We start from the raw sequence: 26050 nt of genomic DNA, 5'->3' as shown, positions 1-26050 counted from the left end.
TGAATAACTATAATCAAAGAACTAATTTGATAACAGCATTCATTCAGGACACTCACCACCCTGGATTCTGACCCAATTTTGGGTTTAACGTGGTTTCATTTGTCGGGATAGGCAATAGATAATCCCGTAGCAGATTGAATTTATACCCCTGATCCACGGCCCCATAGGGTTTATAAGGATCAATATATCCCTGCGCGTTGACAGGAAGAGCAGCCATCGCCCTGAGAAAATCGGCTGTGGCGCCGGGATAATTCTCCCATTGTTTCTTATAGGCGCCCAAAGGACGCTTGCCAACAAGCAGCTCATCTGCTGCTGCCCAACGGAAAATATCATCCATCCTGAACCACTCCGCTGCCAGCTCAATTTTTCGCTCCCTGCGAATTTCATTTAGAACAGGCGATAGTGTAGGAAACTCACGGTTAGGATCTGATGGAATATTAGCTAGTTGTAACAAGCCATTAGTCATACCTACCCGTTTACGTAAAGCATTAATCGTTTTGTCTATGTCGGATTGAGAGATGATTCCTAATTCAGCCTGCGCTTCTGCATATATCAACAAAATTTCCGCATAGCGTATGTAAATATATCCCTGTGTACTTTGAGAAGCATTGAATTCTGTATAGTCGCCGGTATGTCCTTTATATATCTGATAGCCGGTGGAAGTATTATTAGCACCATTAATCTCGAACGTCGGTGTTGTAAAAAAGAGATTGGTTTCATACCATTTCACATGTTTACCGTCATCTACACAAATCGTTTGCCGCAACCGGGGATCACGATTGGTTACAACATCTTTTAAAGTGCGGTCTCCTGCATATAATGGGCTACTTCCAATAGGAAGACCATCCAGGCAAAGGTAGGAGTCCACCATACTTTTAGAAAGCCCCATTCCCGCGCCGTTTATAGAATAACGGGTCCAGGTGTGAGTCACCTGGTCAGCTGCCGAATATTTGTGCCACAGGAGTACTTCCTTACTGGCAGCATAATCTTTTCTGTTAAACAATAGCCAATAACCATCTTGTACACCGATATTGTCCAGCGCCGGAAAGCCGCTGGCTTCTGACATGCGGATCAGTGCTCCGGCAGCATCGGCCGCTTTCTGAATAAATTTGGTACCATTGGAGCCATCTACTTTGAAGGGCGTTCCTTTCTGACCATGGTATTTTTCCCAGGTACCTTCATACAGTGCGATCCTGGCTTGTAAAGCTAATGCCACTTCTTTGGTGACATGTCCCGTCCACGAACCGCCTCCCCTTACAGGAAGATAATCGATAGCATTGTCCAGATCTAATAAGATAGAATCCACCACCTGGTTGCGGGGCAGTCGTCCCGCATAAAGCAGATCTGATGTCTGGGACAGCGTGGTAGACGACCAGGGCAGATTTCCAAATTTCTTCAGCTTGTCAAAATAGAAGATGGCACGGAAAAATAATGCCTCGCCTACGTACTCCTTCACTTTATCCCAGGGAGCATTCACCTTCTTATAATGATCCATGAAGTAATTGATATTACGCAGCACGGACCAATCATCTGCAGACCAACCGCCACCGGAAGAAGGAACAGTGCCCTCACCATTCATGCGCCTGTTGTAATTGATCCCTATATTGGTTTCGCTCCCATCACTGGCATCAATAGTATAAGGGCCGGCGCCCCAGGCTCTGCGTGAGGGTAACAGGGCATCCTGGTTATAAAAATTGTTCACATACAGTTTTAAGTCATTGGGGGATTTCCAATAGTCTGCGTCGCTGATATTGGCCAATGGCATGCGTTCTAAAAACTTGTCGTTACAGGCAACTAATAGTAGTATTAAGCTTGCCCATGCGTATATAAATCGTTTCATACTTATATCGTTGGATAATTAAGAAATGGCTAGAATGTCACATTGAGTCCCATGGCCCAAACTCTCTGCAATGGATAAACCCGGCCATCTGTGGATGAAAATTCCGGGTCCATGGTGTGCAACAACTTAGTGAACGTGACCAGGTTTTCAATATTCAGGAAAAAGCGCACTTTTTGGCTACCTATAGCCCGAAGTATATGCTGCGGCATGGAATAGCCCAATTGAATGTTTTTGAGCCTTACATAAGCTGCGCTTTGCACATATCGTGTCTGTGGCTGCGAATTTTTCTGCATCTCACCTCCCATATAGAATTTTGGGTAGTAGCCATTTGGCGTTTGTGGTGTCCAGCGGTCGTACTGTGCGGTAGTCAGCATTCCGGTATAAAGATCGCCTGTGATACCCCAGAAATAAGCCCCATCCCATACGCTGGCATTGGAAAAGATGGCGTCTCTTTTACCAACACCCTGCAGGAAAACAGTGATGTCAAATGATTTGTATTGGGCGTTTAGATTCAGACCAAAAGAATAACGGGGAGTTGTATTGGCTATAACGCGACGGTCTCCGGGATTTTCCAATGTATTGTTGCCCCAGTTGATGATGCCATCACCATTAAGATCTGCATAGCGGATGTCTCCCTGGCTCCAGCGGCTATAGATCGCGGTCTGTTTCGGCGCAGCGGCTATTTCATCGCCGGACTGGAAAAACCCTTCCGTCTGATATCCCCAAACATCCCCCAACTTACGCCCTTTATACCAGGTGGTGTTCAGGCCTGCAGGATTGGGATAGCGAAGTACTTTACTCTGATAGTCGCTGAACGTAACATCCACTCCGTATTGTACATCTCCAATCCTGTCTTTCCAGCCGATGGTAAGGTCGATACCCCTGGTCTGCATCGCCGCATTATTGACCTGTGGAGCAGCCGTACCCAACAGCGCAGGTAAGGCATCTGCAGGGCCTACGAAGTCATCTGCCGTACGCTGGTACCAGTCGATAGTTACGGACAACCGGTTGGCTAATGCGGTGATATCCGTCCCAAAATCCAACGACTTCACCGTTACCCATGTCAATGATCCATCGATCAAAGAAGGCTGATTGATGAATGCTTCCCGGCCACCGGAAAACAAATACTGACTGGCAGTAGGAACTACACTATTGAGTGCCGGATAAAACGGATAATAATTGCTGGTAAAACTCTGGTCGCCCAGCTGTCCATATGATGCACGTAGTTTGAACGAATTGGCGACCCGTGCTATCGGTTTCCAGAACGGTTCATTCGATAGCACCCATCCTGCTGATATCCCCGGATAAAATTTAAAACGCCGGTCTTTCAAAAAACGGGATGTCCCATCATATCGTCCGTCAAACTCAACAAGATATTTCTCTTTGTAATTGTAATTGATGCGACCAAACCCACCACGGATGGCAAGTTGCGAAGCATTATCTGTCAGGGAAGGAGTTGTTCCATAGGTGAGGGATAAAGAGGGAATATCATTGGAAAACAGATACTGATTCCGACCTCCCATAGACAGGTTATCATAAAGCTCCTGTGTGAAACCGATCAGACCTTTCACAGCATGCCCACCCCACTTATTTTCATAAGATGTAAATGCATTGATCGTATAATGTTGGTTCCTGTTACTTTGTCTTTCAAAACTATTGGGAGCATAGAGGGCTTGCTGCGCACCACTTGGGCGGGTTACATACACTGTTTTGTTATGCCGGTTCAAGTCAAAGTACGAGCCATCAAATGTATAATTGGCAGTAATGTTCCAGTTCCGTATAGGAGTTATTACCAATTCACCCGTAATAAGTGCCTTATCATTATTCGACCTGGTACGGGCGCCATTTACAAGCCCTTCCATCCGGTTTTCAGCAGCAAAACTTCCACCTGGAGTATATAACGGTTCAGTAGGCCAGTTGCGTGCGGCTAAAGTCTGCATCCAGTTACTTTCCGCTGTGGGAGATTCAGTGGATCCCCTGGAGAAAGCTCCCCTGAAATTGAAGTTCATCCAGCTCGTGATGACAGAAGAGAGGTTAGCACGGACATTATATTGCGCATATTTATCAGTTGCATAATTGTACATCCCATTTTGTTGAATATACCCCAGACCTACATAGTAGCGAGTTTTGTCTGTTCCTCCGGATACACCGAGATTATGCTGCTGACTGAATTGCTTTTTTTTGAACAGGATATCAAACCAGTCGTTGTTTGCGTTGGCATTGCCCCACTCAAACCAGGCATCGCTTCCTGGAACCGGATTGGCAATGGTTTCATCAGTGATTTTACCATCCAGGTATTCCTGGATACGCCTGAGGGCATCATCGTTAAATGGTTTGGTCGTTCCCGCATTGGTCGCAGCTTCATTATATAAATTAGCAAAATCAATTGACTTCATATACTTTGGCAGGTTGATGGGCTCCGCTACCATCAGGTTATTGTTGTACGTGATGGTAGGTTTTTGTCCTGCCTTTCCCTGCTTTGTGGTGATAATGACTACACCATAAGGGGCACTGGAACCATATATAGAAGCAGAGGCAGCATCTTTCAGTACGCTCACACTCTCTACATCGTTCATGCTGATGGTATTAATATCTACTCCAGGCACACCATCAACAACAAACAAGGGAGCCTGAGAGGAAGTAGATCCATTGGAAGAGAAACCAGTATATCCCCGTATGTTAAATGATGGCGCCTGACCGGGGGCGCCACCGCTGGCGGAATTGATATTAAGATTGGAAACAACTCCCTGCAAAGCATTACCGATCGTTAGAACAGATCTGTTCTCCAGTCTTTTACCGGATATCTGGGATACGGCACCTGTGAGGTTAATTTTTTTCTGCGTGCCGTAACCAACTACCACAACTCCTTCTAAGTCCGTTGCGATTAATTTAAGTACGATATCAACCCGAACATTATTGGTTACCGTAATCTCTTGTCTTTTATACCCCAATAAATTGAATATCAAAACTTCTCCGGGAGCGGCATCAATCTGATACCTGCCTGAAGCATCGCTTATAGCAACGCGATTGGTTCCCTTAACTGCAATTTGCACACCCGGAATATAGCCGCCGGTACTATCCCTAATCACCCCCGAGACGAGATGCTGTTGGTTGAGTTCAGTTGCAACCTGTTGCAAACCCGATTCAACCCTCTTTTTAATGAGTATATTCTTGTCTACAATTTTATAAGTAATCGGGAGGCCATCCAAACAACCTTCCAATACTTTTTCGATGGGGGTATGCTGAAATGATAAACTGACTTTTTGCTTCTTTAATTCCACGTCGTCGTAGAGAAATAAGTAGCCTGTTTGCTGCTCAATAATCTTGAATACCTTTTCCAAAGGTGTATTACTTACCTTAATAGACACATTCTGCGCCAGGCTTTTAGCACTGACCTGCATCAACATGGCTAAAGTAAGGCCAACTATTACCTGAAATCGCATAATAAATTTCCGATGAAGGTGTTTGCCAAAAAACGACCATCCCGACCAGGCGGTCGCGGTATGAAATCTGAATTTCATTAACTTTGTATTGTTTGAGTGGATATTTAATTAGGACACTAATCTTTTGAATGATCGCTCATACGCTTACGTCTTCTGATTGCAGTCAGAAGACGTTTTTATTGAGCTTAGGGCAATTGCTAAGTTTCTTGTTCCATAAGCGGATTGATTTTTGGGTGATAGATGCTATTATTTTATTCAATGACAATACGTTTAACACCGTTGTCTGTCTCAATCTTACAGTTCAAATTATAAAACGATAAGATCTCAAGAACTTTGGAAGCATTGGTATTACGATACACTTCTCCGGATAAGTGTATGTTAGCAGCTTTCCCCTTAAATACCACGTCTACATTATACCAGCGGGAAAGTTGCCGTGCAACGGCATAGATATCAGATTGATTGAAGTTGAGTTTCCCATTTTTCCAGGCAATAGCATCCGATACGTCTACCTGAGCCACAGATAGTCGATTGCCGCTATCGAGCGTGGCTTGTTGCCCTGGTTCCAGAACAACATTCCGGTGTCTGTCTGTCTCCACAATTTTGACGGCTCCTTCCGCTAAAGTCGTTTTTACATTGGGATCATCATCATAACTGCAAACATTAAAATGTGTACCCAGTACTTCTACAACCTGACCTTTGGAGAATACTTTAAATGGTCTGTTGGCATCGGTGGCTACTTCAAAATATGCTTCTCCCTTTAACTCAACTAAGCGTTCGTGAGATGTTTTGCTAATTTTATAGGTAAGCTGTGAAGCGGCGTTTAACCAAACTTTTGATCCGTCTGGTAATGTAAGTTGGAATTGTCCACCACGTGGGGTTCTTAAGGTATTGGACACGGAGTTTTCGGCTTCTTCTTCCTTTGATTCAGTGGCCACATAAGTCAACTGGCCCTTCGCATTTTTATAGATAGTATTACTTCCCGCTTTGGCAATAGCTCCGTTAGATTGATCATCCAACGCTATTTCGCTCCCGTCCCCAAGCTGCAATATGGCTATATTTCTACCGGGCGCGATATCTGCGGCATTGGCAAGCAACTTATTGGCTTTAGGGGTTTCGCCGGAAGCCCTGTACTTAAAATGGAAATACGCTCCAATGGACATAATAACCAGAACAGCGGCAGCTGCTGCTATTGCCGGGTATCTAAATCGTTTCCCTTCCTTTCTAAAAGACTTTACCAACCGGGTTCGAACTTCTGCGAGATCCTCGTCCAAATTCTCCTCATTACTTCCTACTTTCTTTGACTCCAACAGCTCGTACCATAGTTCCACCTGCGCACGCTCCTCTGGAGTACAATCTCCTGCCAGATAACGTTTCAACAGATCCTGCATATTATTTTGTTCCATACTTATCACAATATTGCTGTTTGCATAAGTATAGTACAGTTAGTAGATCGATGGGCGTAAAGAAAATTAAAAAAAATGTTCGGTCAGGCAAATGCCCGATAATATTAATAAAGGGCCCAATTTAACACGCAATGACTTCAAAGCATTATTGACATGCTTCTTAACTGTAGCCTCCGAAAGGCCCAGCTGCATGGCTATCTCCTTATGAGAAAGGTGATACTCTCTGCTCATGCGAAAAACTTCCTGCATCTTTTCGGGTAATGAAGAAATTTCGTTTTCAATGATTCGCTTAAGTTCATTTTCCCGGGCTAAATAATCTGTAGCACTACTTTTTACTGGGGTTGAAAATTTGAGCGACTCCAAATAGGTAGTTTGCACCTTCTTGTGAACAACACGCTTGATGACCATATATCGCATGGTGGCATGTAAATATCCAGGTAATGGCGTATCTACTGTTAATGAATAACGATTCTGCCATAATGCAACAAAAACATCCTGTAATAAATCTTTGACTTCATCCTTATCATCCAATTTTTTACATCCGGTTACATACAGCCCTTTTGCATGTCTGTTGTATATTTCCAGGTACGCCAAATGGTCGTCTTCCAGCAGGAGTCGAACCAGGTCTTTATCGCAATATGTTTGATAATGTACAGCTTTCACAAATAAGATTATTTGGTCGCCTATTAGCCACTTTACGAATTACAGATGTACCTTAAGATAAGAATCTCTTTTAAAAAATTCTCCGTTTAACAGATAGTACGTTAAATCAGTGCCAGGGCGTAAATAAATTTTATTTTTTCTGGTTCACAATAAATCAATATTTTATGACATCAGCCAGATATGGTTATCTGTTTTTTTAGTTTTCAAAACTAATCATAGTTCAGATTGGTAGTGAGAGAGCGGGTATTAACAAAGTATTAAGTCTGCTTTATTAAAAATGGTTGTCAATATTACAATTAATTATATTCTAAATATATTAATTTTCGATATACTATAAAGATGATAATAATTGGTTACCTGGAGTTAGGGGTAGGATTTAAATTGAATAGAAGGCGCTGAGGATTACGGCTTGTGTAACTATGAGCAAATGAAACCCACTACCACAGCACAAAAGGCAAGAAAAAGCTAATTAACGGAAATGATATTACTTACCGATACAGGCAGATGGAGTGGGCCGTGGTGGGGAGTTTTAAGGGAGGAGGTACAAAAAGGTACAAATAAACGTCCCATATGATAAAGGTACTCCATATGATCTTCCCCTTCCCCAAAATCTCTAATTTGATATACTTAGAATTAAATAGTTCACGTAACCTTTTTTATCTTTAATAAGCTATGAACTCTTCATCATCTGTATACGGTAAATATTAAGAACGGAAGAAAATCTTAACTCTTTACTCTGACTTTATCTTTAATAATTGAACTAAATCATGAAAATATTTGGTCGACCAAATATCTAAAACTTTAGTATCTGGTATAAAACGACTAATATCTTCTTTCACACGGTTTAAATCAACTGAGTCGATCTTAGCTTCTAATAAAGCCCTAAATTCTTTCTCCGTCATTATATCTTTATCCCAATCCCCGCTATCTTTTGCTCTTATTACGAGATGCTGTAAATTCAAGGTCACGCCCTTCTTAATATACCATTCCATATCATACCAATCCCTTCCCTTTACATTATCCTTCCATTTACGAAACAATAAGGCGTGCATTTTGCCTGCAAACAAATCGGAAATAGTAAAGCATTTAACATAAAAAGAAAATGGTTTCAATAAAAGCCTTTCTTCTGTTTCAAAGCCTAATGGAGGCTCAGTATCTACCTCAATTTTAATTTTTATATTAGCCTTTTGATCTAGTCCTGTCTGAGGAATAATTTCTTCCAAGATCAATTCTTTCCAAATAGTTTCAGATTTTAAAAACGCGGAATCAATATTATTTTGATTTGTTTTCTTTTTCTCCTTAACAGAAACACTCATCCCCAAAGAATCGAACTCTGCCTTTATTGCATCTAAATATTTGTCAAGAGAAAAATCAGGAGTTACAGCTAGCAATGAAAAATCTAAATCCTCTGAAAACCGATTAAGGCCGTAAAAAATCCGTAGAGCGGTTCCTCCATAGAAAGCTGCCTTCTCAAAAAAACCCGATCGCTGCAAACCAGCAAGAGCAATTTCCTGCATAATTTCGCGCAATGCATGTACTGCGTCTTCTTTGTTTCTTGGTTTATAAGTATCCAACCACTCTTTTATCATAACCTCTTTATCGTTTTTATAATCAAATGCAGTTTCTCTTTCTTAGGAGCATCTTCTATCCAACTTTGCATAATACTAGTATTCAATTCTTTCAAATTTTCCTCATCCATCCTCATATCCTCTAAGAGATAATTCATGGCATCTTTTTGACTTCTTAGTTCTATTCCTTTTGTTATCACTATTCTATCACATAAAGCTTTTTCTGGCGATGCAATTAAGGCGATTTGATCTTTAGACAATTTAACTTGTTGTATCCCAAATGAATAATAGGGTAGTGAAAGATGGGCATATGAAAATACTCCCATTGGAGTTTGAAATTTACGAGAATCCTTTGTCGTCATAGACGCATATTCAAATACCCGTTCCGGTATTAATCCGTAATAAGATAAAGCTGTGTCTATAGATACGTAACTGGGACCCAATATATGATTAGCTAAAAGAAAAGGTTCTGGCTTTCCAGTTTTCAAAGCTGGTCCTGCAATATAAAGGCCCTTTCTAATAGATTCTAAAACGCCCTCATTTAGCAAATTGTGAATTTTGTCATTAGGCCTTTTATAATCTTTTAGCAAAGAAAGCAGTAGCTGGTGGGTTAAAGGTTGCCATGCGTGACTTTGTAAAGCTTGATTAATTTCCATGATGAAAAATGTACAAATTTAAATAGATAATCGAAAATATTTCGATTATCCTAGCCCCAATCGCCAAGTTATTTCAAAGTTAGGCCATCCGATTCATCTTAAATCATGCTAATGTTTACTATCTCATCAAATCAACTATCTAAATTGCTTGAATATTTATTAAATCTGCTTAATATAGCATAGATAATCGAAAAATATTCGATTATCTATACTATAATTTACAAAATTAAACTCAATTATTCTAATTTGACAGTTCTAAAATACAAAACTATTTAACTCATGCCCAAATTGCCAATTTAGAGGTGGATAATCGATAATTATTCGATTATCCACCTCTAAATTGGCAATAAGAAAACTCGATTATATAATAAAACGACTATTTGTTCTCTCAAAACCACTCGATGCAGTTGGATGGAAGTGGGCTGCGATAGAAGATTGATGGGGAAAGTACAAAAAGAACTATTAATTACGAATTAATAAAATATAAAAATCCCTATAAATTATATAAATATTGACCGATACAGGCAGATAGAGTGGGCCGTGGTCGCAGATTTAAAAGGAGGAGGTACTAAAAGGCACAAACGAATTAAAAATTATAACAATGTTTTACATATTATAGCTCTAATTAAAATACACTATCCAATCTTCAAGCTTTTTCTTCCATGAATCTTTTGTCTTTGCGGAATCCTGCTTTTCGATGGCTGCTTCTAGCTCACTCATACAACTTCGATCCTTAAGTTCAAATAATACCTCTGATTTATCATGTAGAAAAGCAGCAATATGATAGTTTTTAACGCCAAAAGTTGCAGACAAATCAAGGGCTTCGTTCACGGCCTGCAAAGCCAATCCATAGTCCTTCTTCCCTTTAAAAATCTTGCAAAGTAACTGCTTAGTAAATGGATTAACATTCAACTTGCCCGCATATTTAAGCGCTTCATCGAACTTCTCAGCAGCTATATATAAATCCAAAATCCCCTTTAGATTATGTTCAGATTCCAAGTTTGTCGTCAGCCAATACTTCTCACTCAATTCGAAAGCCTTTTCCATATTCACTATCTTCTCCTCGTTATCTGAATACTTTAGAAGGTTGAAATAGGCCAATTGAATCTTTGCATAGGCAATTCTCAAGGCTTCATTATTCTTTAAATTGGAAGGAAGAGGAAGCATTTTGCATATTTCTGCATAACATTCCTTTACATTATAACTGAGGTGCTTACACAGCCTCTCCAAAATCCTGTATGGCTGGTCAAATGACGAATTAAGTGAATAAATAAAAGTCTTCATAAACTTCTCAGGCTGACTGTCTAAATACCTATTCCTCAAATCCTTGCACTCATCGTTCATCAATAACTCATAAAAAGAAAGCAAAACCGATAATGAGCGATCCTGGGCCCCGTCTTGTGAACTAAACACAATCTCAATCTCTTTAACAGCATTTTCATACTGCTTTAGCTTAAAAAATAATCTTGCCAATTGTAATCTTGCATAGTCTGCATTACGATCCATCTCTATAACTGCCATAAAACACTGCCTTGCTTCTTCAAAATTATTATTAAAAAAGAAAGCTTTCCCAATATGATGATTTAGCAAACATAGAATTTCTTCATCCTCAGACTTTTGCTTTATTCGGATCAATTTATCTATAATCTCAATGCATTTTCCCGAGTACTGATCCCACGATTTTCTCTTGTCGATATTCATCAATTCAATCTCACCTTCTTCAACTATTAAGTAAATATCACAATCATTACTATCATGCAAATCAAACTTCTTGAATTCATTTATGATAAAGCTCATATTACTATTCAAATCAGTTCGCTGAATAAGTGAATAGAAAATGATTTTCTTTAAATTGTCTGCATATCCATATTTTTGATAAACATCATCAATAAATTTCGAATGATTAAATATAAAAAGATAATAACTCAAGGGTTTACTAACATTATACTGTGTTAAATAACGTTCCAGATAATTGTCAAATACCATTATTCGATTATCAATATTTACCTCATGCTTTACTGAATCAAGAATTAATTGATGTATCACGAAAAAGTTAGAATCGTGTATACTTAAAATTGATCTTTTTGTTAATTGCGTGATCCCCTTCTTTAATATTGCGCTAACTAAAAAATGCCGTGATATAAGTCTTTTATCAATGTATTTAATTAATCCTAGCTCATTTGCCCAGGTATGAGTAAATTTCCCAATAATTCTTTGTGAAATTTTCTTATTCGTTTCATCCGACAAACCTACAATAGTAGAGAGTTCATTTACAATATCTTCCCAAGAATAATCATCCACTTCAACAGCGGACTTTATCAACCTTAGTACCAAAGGATAACCATCGCTTTTCTCTAGAATTTTATTTATTTGCTCCAAGCTTGGCGATACAGCACATTCTAGAAGTATATTCCTGGCAACTTCTTTATCCATAAAAGGGATAAGCATACTTGATGTATCATCGAAGTTCTTTTGAAGAGATGTAATAATGCATTTGGAATCTTTATAATTATACTTATTAAAGTCTGCAATGAAATCCTCCAAATACTCATTCAAATTATCCACGACCAAGCAAACCCTATGTTTTTCCAATAAAAATTGCAAATTTATAGTGTTGCTAAATCTAGTGAGCTGTACAGAAGAGAAATTTATCTTCCTACTATTAAAATCGTCTCCATTTATCCATAAGGATAGTTCACATTCTATTTGAATCTCTCTAGTAACGGCAATAGCCAATTCAGTTTTCCCAATCCCGCTTAATCCATATATCTGAATATATGTGTGCGTCTCTAAATGATTCAAAATTATTTGTTCTTCCCTTCTCCAATAGTATTGAAATTTAAAGTCAGGGATCTTGTTCGTCTGAGGCAAAATTTTGTAGTATTCGAAAGTCTTCGGCAATCTCTCTAGCAGAGGATCGATAATTAAAGCAGCATGAATATTTTCGAGCAAAACCTTCGCGATTTTCTCCGAATCATAAACATAAACCCTTGTTGTAAAGTTTAACCCTTCTATATCCGCATTCAAGTCCGTTAGTTGTCCACCCGTTGCTCTTTGATTTGAAAAAAGATAAATATGCTCACAGGAGTTATGATTCTCAAATATCCGTTCTATATCGTGTAGTGGTTTTTTTCTATCCTCAAAATAATTCTTATCAGTGCCACATTGACCTATTACATTGTAATCTTCAGCCAAGAAATCTGCGGTATATCCAACAGGCTTAGCGTATAGATTATGTCCTTTATGATGAATACTTGATATATCCTTCGATTCACCTAAAATGAGGTGGAGGATTCCCCGACAAAAGTATTCGAATTCAGTTCCACTTAAAATCTTTAAGTCCTCACTAACTGAAGTCAAGAATCTTTGTTCAACAAAATTCATAAATACTCATTTAAACGCTTCCCCGGTTAATATTGATCTAATTATCATTTCAAAAAAAGATCCCGAATCAATTTCTTAATGGTCAAATTCTCAAGCTTTATTGCGACAGGTCGGATAATATCAAGTCCTTCTCGCCAATGAAGCCGGTCATTATAAATTATGCCAAGCAAATAATATGATTCAGGAACAGAATGTCCAATTTCCTCACAGTATTCCAATTTCTTCTTAGTTCCATGTATATCCAGAAATTTTTGCTGTTTTACAGAATCTGAAATATCTGAATGAATTAGAGATTCAATCTTAACCCTTACAGAAAAACAAATTGCCAAAGGATCATAATCCGATTGATCTTTCAAATATTTTCGGGTTTCGTCATCTATAAACTGATGAAACTTTTGCGAATCTCCCCAAGGACCGTGCAAACCCAAAGTGAGAAAATCAACCGAAATATCAACCCCTGTCGGATAGTAATGAAAGTGGTGTTTATCTATATTGGTCTGAATAAGCGGATCCTCCCGCTTTTTTATTAATTTAAGAAGATTAGCATTTGATTTAAAAGGAACATCTTTTAGATAGGCTACCTTTATCTTATGTCTGTTAAAACAAAAATGATTAAAAAAAAGAGGATCTAAATGGGTCATTAAGATAGGGAAAAAATTCTTGCCCTGCTTCTTCATTTCCTCTATCATTGTTGTGATAAAGTATTGAAATGAAATTAGATTCGCATCGTCTAGATAATCAAATATCTCATCTATAATTAAAATGCAATTTGTCTTTTTGAAGCTCCTATTGGCCTTCATCAACATCGTAACAAAAGACAACACATCTCTCTGCCCATTTGATATCTCATGAGCCTTAGGCCATTCAATTATTAATCCTTTTTTTTTATCCTCTTTGGGTTTTATTATATGTCTTGTAGTATTAAAGCTTGCGATTGTACTTTCATAATAAGATCTTTCCGCATGATAAAAAACATAATTCATCGCTTTTCTAAAATTACTTTTCAGTCTCTGATAGACACTAATAATCTGAAACGCGGCTAAAAAACTTTCTGTATCAGTCTTAATATTGGAACTATCAAAACTTCTAAGAATTGATGCTAAAGAATTAAGCTCATCAACTTTTTGAAGTTCTATCAGTTTATTTACCTCAATCCACTTTCGAATATCTTCTGACTTCCCACTTTGGATATTTATCTCCTTTTTTACAGCATCTATGCTCTTTGATACTTTAACTTGTTCAAATTTACTCAAGTCAATTTCTTGTATAATCCTATCGAGCAACGGAGCAGAAGAAAAAACGTTTTTAATATCTGACAATATTTTACCATTCATACCAAAGTCTCTTCTCTCTTGAGCTAAGGAATAATCGAATAATACTTTTTCAGGAATTGTGGGGATTAAGACTATCGGAGCAATTTCCAAAGAAGACTTAGGGATAGATGCTCCATTGATCTTCAAAATTGATGCCTTAGCCATAAGCTGGCTATTTATAACAAATACATCAAACTCAGTCAAAATTGCGTTGGATGATTCCGTAGCAGTAAGTGTCCTCATCCCACTTGAATCCTGTATTGTCAATGAAAGAATAGGCTTATTACTTTTATTATTTAAGTAATAATTATTATCATCTAATTCAAGTTTGCTCTTTTTCAACGAAGCGAATCCTATACTTAATGAACTTTTCCCGAAACCATTGGGAGCAACCAAAACATTCGGCTTATTTGGAAGCAAACCTAAATCAAGAACTTGATGTGCGATTCCTTTTACATTGGTGATTTCGATAGAGTTAATTTGCATTTCAATATATTAAGTTAGGTATTGGGGAATAAACATTTCAGGCGCAATTTCATAGTGCAATTGTGCATTGATTAATACTTGTTTAATTTAGAATAAATAGGTTTTTTATGGCCTATTTTATTCAATATAAAATGAAGTCCACCATTTGATAGCTGCCCAACCTTTATAAATGGTTGCCAATCGAGCTTCTTATGATACAAATCTGAAGATATAAAACTCGCATTGTAATAAACCCTCCATTCCACTCCTTGAGCATCATACTTTTCAAAGTGCTCTTCCAGTAATGAAATATTTGAAAAATTAGAGGAGGAAGTAAGCATTGCTCCTATGAATTGTTCTGGAGAACTAGTATCAGGAAATAGATAAATGATATAATGTGGGCTAACACCCGGAATATTTTTATTCTTTTCCCCATAGAGTATATCTCCTGATTTAGCTTCAATATTAGGATTATGCATATTAAAAATATAAAATATTTATTTTAAAAACTACATCATTACGATTTCTTCTGAAGCGAACCATTGTTGCCTTAATAGACTATTTTTAACAGCCCCTGAATCCTTCGTATAGGCGACTATTGCGAGACTTTTCTCTGCCCTACTACATGCAACGTAAAAAAGACGACGAGTCCTATCAAAACTAGTTTCCCGTCCCTCCTTCCTGTTTTTCACATCTGCTTCACTAAAACTTTTAGCCCCAAATAGCTTCTCATAGCTAAATAGGAACCCCCTTGCTTCCTCATCATTGAGTATTAACATTACGCGAGGGAACTCAAGTCCTTTTACACCTTGATGCGTCCCAAACTTTGACTGATCTGAAATGTACTCGCTATATCTTTGCACTTCAGTAACCGAGCATTTTAATGCTTCATCCCAAGCATCAATAACTAAATCGTTTTCTTCCCCAATACTTTCCTCGATTCCATTGTCTCTTGTTAAGGAATATTCTTTGATCGATGCTCTCTTGCTAATAATTGATAAAGTATCCGGGAGACTAAACAGCCCAGACTCATCTACATTTGAAATGATTTGTAATAGCGTTGGCGTATCATCATTTCCCCAAAGTGAACCAAGTGATTGAACGGCTTCATTTGCTTTCTTTAGCAATGCCATCTGTTCTTTGCTGTCTTTTAAATTTTTACCTGTCAAAAGTGGAGAGTATTGCTTAACTATCCTCGCGATGGTAAAAGAATCATTATTGCTGTACGCCGTTTTCAAGGGTAGTATCAGTTCAATAAAAAACCGAAGACCAGGCAAACTTCCATCTAATAATCCTATACGCAAAATATCAGACTTATAGAGCGCTTCAAACAAACTGAAGAATCCTATTCTCTTCGCTGCCATATGATGCTCCAATATAAGTGTCTTAACATCAGAAGTCCATAAATCATCTTTCGTTAACTCAGCCATATAACTGGAAACATCTGTCTCAATCTTTGCCTTATTCTCTATTTCTTGTGAGACCACAAAGATACGGACATCACCATCCACCTGGCCGTCTTTAGGCACTTGTGTCTGTTCATCTACATCTTTCCGAATACTATTTATCAAAGCAATGACCCGTTTAGGGCATCTATAGTTAATTTTCTTAACTGGTGTTACCCAATCTGGAGGCAAATCCTTCCCTAAATTTTCTTTCCCATCATTGTAAATCCGTTGCATCGTATCACCAAATAATCCAAGAGAAAACGATGATTGATAATTTTGTTGAACTACAAAAAAAGATTCTATCAATTCTTTCTTGGTATCCTGGCTTTCATCGATAAAAAGAATGGGGAACTTTCGTACTAAGACCTCCTGCATAAGAGGCTTTCTCATAAGAAATTCAGAAGCGATCTTAATCACTTCCGAATGATTTAAAGAATCCCTTGTCCTATTATCTCCAGTGGGGCTATAACTAAATTGCCTTATTTGGTCTAAAATTATTAGTCGATTACTTTTTTGAATAACGCTATTCTGCCGATCAGTTGCTATTTTGGTTCCAGCTTTCCCTTTTTGAAGTTGAGCCTGCAATTCCAAAATATCATTTTTAAGCTCTAATCTTAGCCACTCTCGAATGTCTGATTGATAGTTCTTAATTAGCTCCCATACAAAACTATGAATAGTGCAAACATAAAAAAGAGGATCATAATGGATTCTATGTTTTATTTCATCACAGGCAGCATTTGTATATGTAATTACCGCAACCCTCTTTCTGTTTATTCTTAGAAATTCGCCCTGCTGCTCCCTTAGGAAATCCAAGGCGTTTACTAAAGATCTGGTCTTTCCCGAACCTGCACCCGCGAAAAGAAAAAAACTCTTAGGATTATCTAAATTTAAGCAATTAAATATTTGTTCGTCAACACTCTGGTTAGAATTTCCGCTATTGATTGCACCTGCCATATAACCATTAGTTTATCTTGAAGAATTATTGTTCAAAACTTTAAATAACCAATTCAGACCTTCTTCGATATAAATTGGGACCTTCAATGACTCCGGATCTTGTAAGAATAATAGCTCAAGAGCAAACTCAGCTTTCTTCCCGTTCTTCAGTGCTTGAAACATTGCTTCATTAGCCTCATCCACCTTGGGAAGATTAACAGCGTCTGATATCTTTCTAAGCAATCCTTTCCCTTTCAATTTCTTAAACAGCTCGACATTCCTAAAAGCCAATGCAATTTCAAAAGTGTATGGAAAAATCTCCACCATCTCTTTGTCGTTCTCTAATTTTGCTTGAATGGGACATTGATAAGCAACTCTAAAGGGATATTCTGAAGATTCCTTTAAGCTATTGTTAGCTGAGTTAAGCAAGTCATCAATAAGTGCCCTACCAGGTAGCCAACTATTTAACGTAGTGTTTCCGGATGTATACTTTTTATTCTTAACAGGCAGAACTGCCGAATTCTTATTATCTGGGTCAATTGAATCAATGTCTGTTATTATTAACGTAGTAATTCCTAACTCTTGCAAAAGGGGTCTAAGTGTGTGAGAATGACTTCCCCCAATTTCCAATAAGGCAATATAGCAAGTAGAAAGTTCGGTATGAAAATGTTTGATAAAGTGCGGTATGAGCATTCTTTCAACAGGTCCTTCGACCAAAATTACAGCATCTGCAAAAAACAGATCACAATGAGTAGATTTTAAATATCGTTTTGCAAACTTTGTGGTATCTGATTCTGTCCCAAACGTCTCCGAAAGGTTTACAACGGTGGAAGTGGGTACGTCATTCTTTATGGCATTTCTTCTTTTGAAATACCTCAAAGAAGTAAATTGAATTTCATGGGCAATGTGATTTGAATGGGTACTTACTACTAATTGAGTCTGAAAGTGCTTGTATTTTGAAAGCAAGTCATTCTTTCGGAGTACGTCATATGCCTTTTTTATAAAGACCTGTTGAACTTGTGCATGAAGATGCGCTTCTGGTTCCTCTACTAAAACTAAGTGTAGCGGCTGAAACTCAATACTTTCTTCCTCCTCAGACATCTGTACATGTATTTTTCCAACTTGCATCCATTCATCACGGAAACGAATGAGCTTAAAAACCATTGAAATAAGATTTTGATACCCTAAACCATTATATTTCTCTGGTAAACTTAGTGGATAATCAATAATTCCTTCTTCACTTTTAAATAATTCAAACTGAACAGCGGAGGCGTGATTTAACCCGTCAATTGCGCTAATTTTGCTGGCGATTTTAATACTAGGGTTTCCCCCAAATCCAGGATAATTAAGTCCCTCCAATTCTCTTAATGAGGCATCAAAACTATTTGATAGTTTTTCATCAAAGGATACTTTAGCATCTTCCATAGCTTGAAGAGCCTCCAAATCAGCGGCATTGGGTTGATCATAAGGATTCAAATGTTTTGTATAATATTCTCTTAATTGAACAGAAAGATTTCCTGAATTCCTTGGCTTTTCTTCTCCATCAGAATTAGGATCGGAAAATCCACGTTGAGCATTAATAATATCAATTTTAATGAGTCCTTTAAACGGATCATTTAATATAGGTAAAGTTAGAGGAGCAAGTTCTTGCGGCTGCGCAATCCCCCCAATTGGATTCTGTATTTTTTTTGCATCAAGTAAATATGCCTGAACTGTAAAGTGGCCTTGTAGTCTTCTCTCCAAAAAGTCCCATAAAGTTTTCGGCCACAGATTCAAAGAATTTTTTTTCGCATCCCCATTTTGTGCAAGTATACTTACGGTTTTAGCGGAATTATAGGAATCAATAAAATCCTTGTAAAGGCTTTCTATATTTTTAGGTTCAAATCTAAGGCGAACTCCCAGTTCACTACCATCCCAATCTAATGTCGGAATCAGATCATTGATATAGTGTATTTCATTCGAGCTTACTTTTAACCATACATCCAGTTGGGGTAAGAAATTCTGCCAATTATCTATAGTTAAAATTGGCTGTTCGTCTTTAGATATATTAATCCAATCTTTTCCAATTTGATTGATTCCCTTCCAATTTGATAATGTAAAGTCTTTTGTTGAAATCTTTGCTTTTTCTTTTAAAAAAAGGATTAAAGCGTCCATGGCAGATGTTTTCCCGCTATTATTGGCGCCTACAAATACGGTCTCTCTTTCGGAAAAGTCGATCCTACACGCCTTTAATTTTCTAAAATTTCTTATTTCAACAAATTTTATAAGCATTATTAGTTTGTTTTTGTGCTAAATACTTTATCCACATGAGCTTGGAGAGATTCTTGGTTAGGGAATCAATTAGAGCAAATACTACAAATTATAATACACAGCAAAACTGTATTAAATACTATATATTAACATAATTAGTATCAAGATGATCCACATTCAACATGAACGTTTAAAATAAGGTGGAACAGTTACTATTTTAGGGTAAGTCTACTAATAGGCTTGGGGAAATCAGTGATTCATAACGAGGATTTATGATCTCATATTAAATTCATTTAATTCAAGACCAAGAGTATTAACAATTTTTATTAATGTGGTATAAGATGGATTCGACATTCCTGCTTCCAGTTTCTGAACATAACTCACTGACAACTCCGCAGCGTAAGCAAAATTTCTGATACTTAATTTTTTTGCTTTACGCAGCTTTTGAAGCCTTTTGCCAAATTCTTTTAATATTTTTTGCTCCTCAATATCATCCATTTATGGAATTTCAGCTAAATCTGAAAATATTTTGTACCTCTATAGATGTACAATTAAAAAATTGTCCTATCTTTATAAAAGAGAGACTATCAAATCTTTCCATAAAATACTAATTTGGCGATTCTACTAATATAGCATGAATCGTCTCGCAAATGCCTTGGTCCCCGAAACGACCAAATTCCAGACCAACAAGGCAACGGCGAAGCTCACGTCATAAAGGCGCGTGGGCTCGCGTTGCTTTGGTCTTTAGGCGCTTGGTCGTGCCAGGGGACGGTAACGTTGAGTCCTGCGCCTTTTTTATACTCCCTCCGCAGACTCCAATTAAACATACAGAAATGGCTTGGTGGTTAATAACCACCTCAATCTTATCATGCCTATTTGAAATTGGAAGCTATGAGTAGATACATTACAACCAGCACACCGGAGAACATTACCCATTTTCAACTTTTCAAAGCAGGTAATGAAACAGGGTTAAACTATATATACAATAACCTATATAAACCTATCTTCTATTACGCTAGACGCATAATAGAAGACTCCTTTGTTATAAACTCCATCCTCCAGGAAGCCTTTCTCCGTGCCTGGAATTTCAGAACTCGTATGACCAGCATGCTACATCTATTCCGGTTCATCCGCCTATGTGTTCGATGGGGGTGCTTCGAATATCTCAGAAAAAAGGTCAATAAATTCCATTGCAGCTTTATGGACCTTGAATTTCTAGAGAATAGCCACTACGCCTCCTTCAATCCAGAGGAAGAGGCAGAATACAGCCATCTGTCAGGGAAGGATCTTGAACGCCTTGAAAGAATAGAAAAGGCCATTCCATATCTACCGGCTAACAGGCAAACCATCATAAGGCTTTATATGCTCTACGGCCTTAACTATAAAGAAATAGCAAAACGATTTGCAGCTCCTTATCAGCATATAACAACAGAAATCCATGAAAGCATTGAATCTCTAAAATCAATGCTACTTGTACCTCAGCAAAAGCAAGCTATCATAAGAAAGAATTATCAAGATAATTATACAGCATTCCTAACTCCAGAACAGGCCCAAATATATAAGTTACGGCATCAGGACAAATACAGCTTTGACAGGATTTCTCAAGAAACGAACAGACAACTAGCCGACGTAGTAAATCAATACGTTTCAGCTAATCAAACCTTACAAAAGATTCGCAAACATGGAAACAAGAAAAATCATTGTTACGCGTAGAATCCAGTTACTTATCAATAGTGATGACGACCAGGTGCGACACACAATCTGGGAAACTCTGTGGCAATGGCAACATTTCTGTTTCCGGGCCGCCAATCAAATATCTACCCATCACTTTATTCAGGATCAGATAAAGGAATTGTTCTATCTAAAAGATGAAACGAAGGTTAAACTGGCAGATGTTCACAAAGATCCAGACGGAATATTAACTACATCAAAAACCAATACCACTTATCAGTTCCTCAGCAAGCGATATAAGCAGGAAATGCCGATGGCGATACTCGGATGTCTTAACAATACCCTTGTATCTACCTACAATAAGGAAAAAGAAGCATATTGGAAAGGCGATAGATCACTGAGGAACTATAAACGCAATATCCCAATACCTATACCGGCTGGAGCTTTAATCAAAATCCTTCCCATTGACCAAAGTAGGAACTATACTTTCTCTATCTATGGGCTTCATTTTAAAACCTATTTCGGAAAGGATCTGGATGATAAGTGTAGTATGTGGAAAAGAGCTATAGAAGGAAATTACAAACTGTGTGATAGCTCCCTGCAATTAGATGGTAGTAAAATTTACCTACTGGCTGTTTTCCAGTTTGATAAGCTGGTGGGCAATCTAAAACCAGAGGTGATAGCGGAGGCATCACTTTCTATGGAAATTCCTGTAGTCGTAAAAATCAATAGGTATCAATACAGAATAGGCACAAAAGAAGATTTTCTTTATCGCAGGCTGGCCATCCAGGAAGCTATCCGGCGCTGTCAGAAATCATCTGGCTTTAACAGGACTAAAAACGGCAAAACGCGGATGCGTCAAAAGGTAAACACCTACCGCGATGCGGAAAAAAGGTACATCAACTATAAACTCCATGTTTATAGTAAACGGCTGATAGATCTCTGTATTAAGCATCAAGCGGCCACCCTTATTTTGGTGGACCAGCAGGAAACAGAAGAACTGGCAAAAGAAGAAAAGTTTGTTGTGCGAAACTGGAACTACGGTGGACTACGGCAAAAGATAACCTACAAGGCCAATAAAGCTGGGATTAATATAATTGTAGAATAGACCCGGCTAACAAAATATTTGAGGGTGCTTGTACACCCGTAGAGTGAGGCTTCATGTGTACTCACTAAATATCTTTCCTTTTATGGTATCCATATTAGGGGTGTATACAATTACATGGTTCGCGGCTCATCCTGCAACCGTACCAGGAAAGCTGAAAGCTATATACAACAGAGTCAGTACTCTACAAACAATTAAACCATTTTATTATTCTTCTAACCTCCAACAATTATGGAAAATAGTAACCCGCTAATCAATTCTTCTGAAATAGAAGATGATTATAGCCAACGGCCATTCAGGCTTAACCAACAAGAAATCAATAACCCACAATTGGTAATTACCGATTTCTGGGAAAGATATTCCCTTCAGGGCTTTAGAAAACAGTTATGGAACGGATTTATTAAAAATCTGTTTATGGGCAATATTGATCCAATAGGAACAGCAGAACTATACATAGATATGGAAAGAATGATTGAAGTTACTTTTCTCCTCAGAAATCACGTTACTGATAATACCCATGAAAACAAATAACTTCCAAACTGGAAATCTTCTCCGGGATATGTACATGCAATCCTTTTTTCACGGGCTGGAATATCAGGGGCTTATCTGTACTACGCTTGGCTGGCATGAATATACTTTCCGGCGGATGGCGACAGACAACATTGTCTTTGAACCAGCGGTGAAAGAAAAGATCATTCAAATTCAGATGGATACATTGCAAACCAGGATCAGGCATGTCCAGGATTATAAATAATTATATTAGCAACATATTAACTTTCATCTAATACAATATCAGGATGGTAATCATTGGGGATCTTCATGGAGGTTATCCGGAAATACTTCACAAGATCAAAAAATTCGGACTGGAGAAAACCTCCTTTATACAGGTCGGCGACTGGGGGCTTGGCTTTCAGCATAGGGATCTTGACATAAAAGCATTATCTCAAATTGATAAATTTCTTAGGGAGAAGGAAAACCATCTGTATATATTGAGAGGCAACCATGATAATAAGTGGTTCTGGGATCATCGGAATACTTTCAATCTTCAAAACGTCAAACTGGTACAGGATTATGAAGTACTTGAAATAGAAAATCAAAAAGTCATTTTTATTGGCGGCGGTATATCCATTGACCGGTTAAGCAGGACACCTGGCAAAGACTACTGGCCTGATGAAGAAATCTTGTTTGATGAGGCTTTACTCAAATCAGCGTGCGCCCAAGGTATTGACATGGTTATTTCTCATATAGCTCCTAAAGAAACATGGCCTTATACTTTTGATCCTATCGTTCTCAATTTTATTGTTAAGGAGATGGCCGCCGGCAAAGACCTGGCTACTGACCTGGAAAACGAACGACAGACGATGAGCAAGATCTACTCGTTTCTTAAAGCTGCCGGATGCCGGGAATGGTACTATGGTCACTATCATGCATCCCATATGGAAGAAAGAGATGGAGTAATTTTCAGATGCGTAGCTATACAAGAAATGTATGACACAAAATAATCTAACACAAATATATTGGTTGGAGGGCTTCACGGGAGTTGCTCATGGCAAACATATCATTCCGACTGAAGACCTAGCAGAATTTCTTAAAAAATGTAATAAAACCGGGCTACAAGTGGTTGGTTTAAAAATCGGCAACCCGGTTCAATATCTGGAATGTATTCTTTACGCCAATGATAGCCATATTAAGCAATTTGGCAAGACGGCGCAGGAAACCTGGTACTTCAGACACTAATTCTTTTCACCGGCTTTCTTCCTCAATTCTCTGGCAGACTGCTCTTGTTCAGTAGCCAACTGCAGCATTTTCAGTCGGTCATTCTTCAATTGCTCCTGTCGTAGTACACTATCACGCAGGGCGGGATTCCGATAATATAGGCTGTCGGTAGTGGTTAATAATTGCTGAATAGATTTATTATCCTGTAGTTTCAGGAAGCGGTATTTTGTATCTGCCGCTTTATACTGATTTAGGTTATCAACCGTATTATACCATCCCATACTCAGGACACCAACAACTATTACCAGAACTACCACTATAAAAATGGCCTTCGACAAATGATGATGATGAATAAGATTCTCCGTCCGGGGTGTTTTCATTATCCGGATATTCTGGAACAAAGCAGCGGTCAGCGCGGCTACCTCATTTTTAGGGAAAGAATGTCGAATGAAAATACCGCGCATTTCCTTCCATATTTCGACAATTTTACCTGAGCTATCTGGAATAGCTTTTATCTTTTCATCCAGGTCTTGCAATAACTTTTCCTGTTTATCTACTTTGGCTGCAAGTGTTTCTATAATCTGATGCATGACTTGTTACGTTTAAAATTTTAATGAGATCGGCCTTTCTTCTTCCTTTTCTGCCTTCGATCATATGCCTCCTGGGTTAATTCATACGGAATACTATTACCAGTCATCTCAGGTTGTAATAACCATTCAATAAGATTTGTCAAATTTTGAATACCCAATGATAGGGGCGAACCGTTATTATACTGGAGTCGATCATCATCCTGATAGTGAATATTTTTCCCAGATTGTTTTCGGGAGTACGATTCAATATTCTTTTGCTCTAGTTGTTTATTCGCCAGCTCCGTCTTCAGGGATAGAATCCTCTCAATTTTCGAAAGGGAGAAGCCGACATCGCTTCCTTTAATCTTTACTTTCTTCCCATCAATAAAAGAAATGCCTATACCTTTAATCACCGTATAACCTAATGAGTGCATAGCATTTTCAAAGGCAGGATAATCATTCACCTCCTTTAAAATTTTCTGGATATGCTCCTTCAGCTTTATTTTTCTTTGGTCCTGCCGGGGAATTAATTGCCGGTCTTTTGATAAAAAAGCTTTCGGGCTCAATACTTGTGTCAACCCTAATCTCTGCTCCTGCTTCCGGCAAAAGGCTGCCATTCGTTTATAGCTGTTACTATCACTGGCAGCTTTACCGTCAAGTCCTACCCTGTTTGCTACTATATGGAAGTGCTGCTCACGGGTATCTTTATGAAAAACCATTAGGTACTGATGATCTTCAACGTTAAACTCCTTTACCAATGCTTCCCCCAACTCAATCAGCTGGTCTTTGGTCAGATGATCACCTTCGGCCAGTCTAATGGAAAGATGAAATACTGCCTTTTCAACTCTTTTACTAAGGCGAGCTACATCCCTAAACTGTTCGGCCATCTCATACTTATCGCCGAAACAATTATTAAAAGCAAGTATTTCCGCTCTATCCTTATGCTGAACACCATCCCTTAAAGACACTTCCTTTTTCTGCGTTTCGGACAAATCTTTTTTATCCTCCAATACATAGCTGATAAGATGATAAAAAGAACTTCCGGTTACTACTGTGCCGATCACCTGAGATAATTTTTAATCTCCTCCGCAATTCCTTTCAGCATGGGTACCAGATTTTGAAGATCTACCCGCTCCAGCATTGATAGGTCTTCATCTTTATTACGCTTTTTGGCTACCTGGTTGATGTTGGCGGCTATGTGATTAAGTGTTCCGGATAGTGCCAATACTTCCGCAGGAAATATTTTAACCTGCTGATCAACCTTACCGTTTACTGACATCTGCCTGATATACTCTGATATATTCAGGCTTAATTCTTTTGCCTTTTGCGCAATAATCATCTTTTCAAAAGCTGAACATTTGAATGTCAGAATAATATTTTTCCTGACTTCTTTCAAAGGACGCCCTCCTTTATTCCCCCGCCGCTTATCATTCTGCGTCATAATTCAGTTCATTTTATTTTTTGAATCCGCCATTCAGCGGATGAGAAAATCCAACCCACAAATGCGATAGCATGCAGTGGGCCAGAAGTTTTGGTATTACCAAAACATAGCTGGCTCCTATATAACTCCCTAATCTTTCAAACTATAAATACATTGTAAGGGGCATACCTTCTCCATCATGT

At 38.3% G+C, this 26050-nt stretch carries 21 protein-coding genes; 6 read left to right on the top strand and 15 right to left on the bottom strand.

Annotated elements, in window-relative coordinates; all coding sequences use genetic code 11:
- Positions 1–52: 52 nt before the first annotated feature.
- The 12 genes from KE626_RS34140 to KE626_RS34085 all read right to left on the bottom strand — a co-directional run bounded on the left by KE626_RS34140 (position 53) and on the right by KE626_RS34085 (position 19864).
- Complete coding sequence (locus KE626_RS34140; protein ID WP_211977594.1) at positions 53–1840, bottom strand: RagB/SusD family nutrient uptake outer membrane protein; 1788 nt, start codon at positions 1838–1840, stop codon at positions 53–55.
- A gap of 29 nt (positions 1841–1869) precedes the next feature.
- Positions 1870–5361 carry a SusC/RagA family TonB-linked outer membrane protein gene (locus KE626_RS34135; RefSeq protein ID WP_211977593.1) on the bottom strand — a complete coding sequence of 1164 codons (3492 nt, stop codon included), beginning with the start codon at positions 5359–5361 and terminating at the stop codon, positions 1870–1872.
- A gap of 173 nt (positions 5362–5534) precedes the next feature.
- Complete coding sequence (locus tag KE626_RS34130) at positions 5535–6686, bottom strand: FecR family protein (RefSeq protein WP_211977592.1); 1152 nt, start codon at positions 6684–6686, stop codon at positions 5535–5537.
- A 66-nt stretch (positions 6687–6752) separates the two neighbouring features.
- On the bottom strand, positions 6753–7349 hold the full coding sequence (locus KE626_RS34125; RefSeq protein ID WP_211977591.1) for an RNA polymerase sigma factor: 597 nt from the start codon (positions 7347–7349) through the stop codon (positions 6753–6755).
- Positions 7350–8080: 731 nt separating this feature from the next.
- Positions 8081–8938, bottom strand: coding sequence for a nucleotidyl transferase AbiEii/AbiGii toxin family protein (locus tag KE626_RS34120; protein WP_211977590.1), 858 nt, complete (start codon positions 8936–8938; stop codon positions 8081–8083).
- Positions 8935–9573, bottom strand: a complete 639-nt coding sequence (locus tag KE626_RS34115; protein WP_211977589.1) for a type IV toxin-antitoxin system AbiEi family antitoxin domain-containing protein — start codon at positions 9571–9573, stop codon at positions 8935–8937. The genes KE626_RS34120 and KE626_RS34115 overlap by 4 nt, the downstream gene beginning before the upstream one ends.
- 621 nt (positions 9574–10194) lie before the next feature.
- On the bottom strand, positions 10195–12957 hold the full coding sequence (locus tag KE626_RS34110; RefSeq protein WP_211977588.1) for a tetratricopeptide repeat protein: 2763 nt from the start codon (positions 12955–12957) through the stop codon (positions 10195–10197).
- Positions 12958–13001: 44 nt separating this feature from the next.
- The gene (locus KE626_RS34105; protein ID WP_211977585.1) at positions 13002–14756 is read right to left on the bottom strand and encodes a DNA replication/repair protein RecF; all 1755 of its coding nucleotides are present in this window, start codon (positions 14754–14756) and stop codon (positions 13002–13004) included.
- A 71-nt stretch (positions 14757–14827) separates the two neighbouring features.
- Positions 14828–15214: a hypothetical protein gene (locus tag KE626_RS34100; protein ID WP_211977583.1), complete on the bottom strand. Its 387-nt coding sequence runs from the start codon at positions 15212–15214 to the stop codon at positions 14828–14830.
- A gap of 30 nt (positions 15215–15244) precedes the next feature.
- The gene (locus KE626_RS34095) at positions 15245–17137 is read right to left on the bottom strand and encodes a UvrD-helicase domain-containing protein (RefSeq protein WP_211977581.1); all 1893 of its coding nucleotides are present in this window, start codon (positions 17135–17137) and stop codon (positions 15245–15247) included.
- 12 nt (positions 17138–17149) lie between these two features.
- On the bottom strand, positions 17150–19387 hold the full coding sequence (locus KE626_RS34090) for an ATP-dependent endonuclease (RefSeq protein ID WP_211977579.1): 2238 nt from the start codon (positions 19385–19387) through the stop codon (positions 17150–17152).
- Positions 19388–19636: 249 nt separating this feature from the next.
- A complete protein-coding gene (locus KE626_RS34085) occupies positions 19637–19864 on the bottom strand; it encodes a helix-turn-helix domain-containing protein (protein ID WP_211977577.1) in 228 nt (75 codons plus the stop codon).
- A 393-nt stretch (positions 19865–20257) separates the two neighbouring features.
- On the opposite strand from KE626_RS34085, the gene KE626_RS34080 reads away from it, so the two are divergent.
- The 6 genes from KE626_RS34080 (at position 20258) to KE626_RS34055 (ending at position 23879) form a co-directional block, all read left to right on the top strand.
- A complete protein-coding gene (locus KE626_RS34080) occupies positions 20258–21079 on the top strand; it encodes an RNA polymerase sigma factor (protein WP_211977575.1) in 822 nt (273 codons plus the stop codon).
- On the top strand, positions 21048–22145 hold the full coding sequence (locus KE626_RS34075) for a hypothetical protein (protein ID WP_211977571.1): 1098 nt from the start codon (positions 21048–21050) through the stop codon (positions 22143–22145). Before KE626_RS34080 ends, KE626_RS34075 begins: the two co-directional genes overlap by 32 nt.
- Before the next feature lie 228 nt (positions 22146–22373).
- A complete protein-coding gene (locus tag KE626_RS34070; protein WP_211977565.1) occupies positions 22374–22673 on the top strand; it encodes a hypothetical protein in 300 nt (99 codons plus the stop codon).
- Between the two features lie 28 nt (positions 22674–22701).
- Complete coding sequence (locus tag KE626_RS34065) at positions 22702–22896, top strand: hypothetical protein (RefSeq protein ID WP_211977564.1); 195 nt, start codon at positions 22702–22704, stop codon at positions 22894–22896.
- A gap of 43 nt (positions 22897–22939) precedes the next feature.
- Positions 22940–23644: a metallophosphoesterase gene (locus KE626_RS34060; protein WP_211977562.1), complete on the top strand. Its 705-nt coding sequence runs from the start codon at positions 22940–22942 to the stop codon at positions 23642–23644.
- Entirely contained in the window at positions 23631–23879 is a 249-nt protein-coding gene (locus tag KE626_RS34055) for a hypothetical protein (protein ID WP_211977561.1), read from the top strand. The genes KE626_RS34060 and KE626_RS34055 overlap by 14 nt, the downstream gene beginning before the upstream one ends.
- On the opposite strand, the gene KE626_RS34050 is transcribed toward KE626_RS34055, so the two are convergent.
- From KE626_RS34050 to KE626_RS34040, 3 genes are read right to left on the bottom strand one after another with little or no spacing between them, the layout of a single operon-like run.
- The gene (locus tag KE626_RS34050) at positions 23876–24448 is read right to left on the bottom strand and encodes a hypothetical protein (protein ID WP_211977560.1); all 573 of its coding nucleotides are present in this window, start codon (positions 24446–24448) and stop codon (positions 23876–23878) included. The two genes, KE626_RS34055 and KE626_RS34050, sit on opposite strands and share 4 nt — an antisense overlap.
- A 20-nt stretch (positions 24449–24468) precedes the next feature.
- On the bottom strand, positions 24469–25491 hold the full coding sequence (locus KE626_RS34045; protein ID WP_211977559.1) for a relaxase/mobilization nuclease domain-containing protein: 1023 nt from the start codon (positions 25489–25491) through the stop codon (positions 24469–24471).
- Positions 25488–25868: a plasmid mobilization protein gene (locus KE626_RS34040; protein ID WP_211977558.1), complete on the bottom strand. Its 381-nt coding sequence runs from the start codon at positions 25866–25868 to the stop codon at positions 25488–25490. Before KE626_RS34040 ends, KE626_RS34045 begins: the two co-directional genes overlap by 4 nt.
- Positions 25869–26050: the final 182 nt, after the last annotated feature.

Origin of the sequence: Chitinophaga hostae, assembly GCF_018224885.1 — a bacterium.
Classification (GTDB): Bacteria; Bacteroidota; Bacteroidia; order Chitinophagales; family Chitinophagaceae; genus Chitinophaga; species Chitinophaga hostae.
This window is presented reverse-complemented; position numbering and strand designations above follow the sequence as displayed.

What these genes read in the sequence shown, in the direction of transcription:
- KE626_RS34140 (WP_211977594.1), bottom strand. Translation starts at nt 1,840, where the DNA reads ATGAAACGATTTATATACGCATGGGCAAGCTTAATACTACTATTAGTT.
- KE626_RS34135 (WP_211977593.1), bottom strand. Translation starts at nt 5,361, where the DNA reads ATGAAATTCAGATTTCATACCGCGACCGCCTGGTCGGGATGGTCGTTT.
- KE626_RS34130 (WP_211977592.1), bottom strand. Translation starts at nt 6,686, where the DNA reads ATGGAACAAAATAATATGCAGGATCTGTTGAAACGTTATCTGGCAGGA.
- KE626_RS34120 (WP_211977590.1), bottom strand. Translation starts at nt 8,938, where the DNA reads ATGATAAAAGAGTGGTTGGATACTTATAAACCAAGAAACAAAGAAGAC.
- KE626_RS34115 (WP_211977589.1), bottom strand. Translation starts at nt 9,573, where the DNA reads ATGGAAATTAATCAAGCTTTACAAAGTCACGCATGGCAACCTTTAACC.
- KE626_RS34110 (WP_211977588.1), bottom strand. Translation starts at nt 12,957, where the DNA reads ATGAATTTTGTTGAACAAAGATTCTTGACTTCAGTTAGTGAGGACTTA.
- KE626_RS34105 (WP_211977585.1), bottom strand. Translation starts at nt 14,756, where the DNA reads ATGCAAATTAACTCTATCGAAATCACCAATGTAAAAGGAATCGCACAT.
- KE626_RS34100 (WP_211977583.1), bottom strand. Translation starts at nt 15,214, where the DNA reads ATGCATAATCCTAATATTGAAGCTAAATCAGGAGATATACTCTATGGG.
- KE626_RS34095 (WP_211977581.1), bottom strand. Translation starts at nt 17,137, where the DNA reads ATGGCAGGTGCAATCAATAGCGGAAATTCTAACCAGAGTGTTGACGAA.
- KE626_RS34090 (WP_211977579.1), bottom strand. Translation starts at nt 19,387, where the DNA reads ATGCTTATAAAATTTGTTGAAATAAGAAATTTTAGAAAATTAAAGGCG.
- KE626_RS34085 (WP_211977577.1), bottom strand. Translation starts at nt 19,864, where the DNA reads ATGGATGATATTGAGGAGCAAAAAATATTAAAAGAATTTGGCAAAAGG.
- KE626_RS34080 (WP_211977575.1), top strand. Translation starts at nt 20,258, where the DNA reads ATGAGTAGATACATTACAACCAGCACACCGGAGAACATTACCCATTTT.
- KE626_RS34075 (WP_211977571.1), top strand. Translation starts at nt 21,048, where the DNA reads ATGGAAACAAGAAAAATCATTGTTACGCGTAGAATCCAGTTACTTATC.
- KE626_RS34070 (WP_211977565.1), top strand. Translation starts at nt 22,374, where the DNA reads ATGGAAAATAGTAACCCGCTAATCAATTCTTCTGAAATAGAAGATGAT.
- KE626_RS34065 (WP_211977564.1), top strand. Translation starts at nt 22,702, where the DNA reads ATGTACATGCAATCCTTTTTTCACGGGCTGGAATATCAGGGGCTTATC.
- KE626_RS34060 (WP_211977562.1), top strand. Translation starts at nt 22,940, where the DNA reads ATGGTAATCATTGGGGATCTTCATGGAGGTTATCCGGAAATACTTCAC.
- KE626_RS34055 (WP_211977561.1), top strand. Translation starts at nt 23,631, where the DNA reads ATGACACAAAATAATCTAACACAAATATATTGGTTGGAGGGCTTCACG.
- KE626_RS34050 (WP_211977560.1), bottom strand. Translation starts at nt 24,448, where the DNA reads ATGCATCAGATTATAGAAACACTTGCAGCCAAAGTAGATAAACAGGAA.
- KE626_RS34040 (WP_211977558.1), bottom strand. Translation starts at nt 25,868, where the DNA reads ATGACGCAGAATGATAAGCGGCGGGGGAATAAAGGAGGGCGTCCTTTG.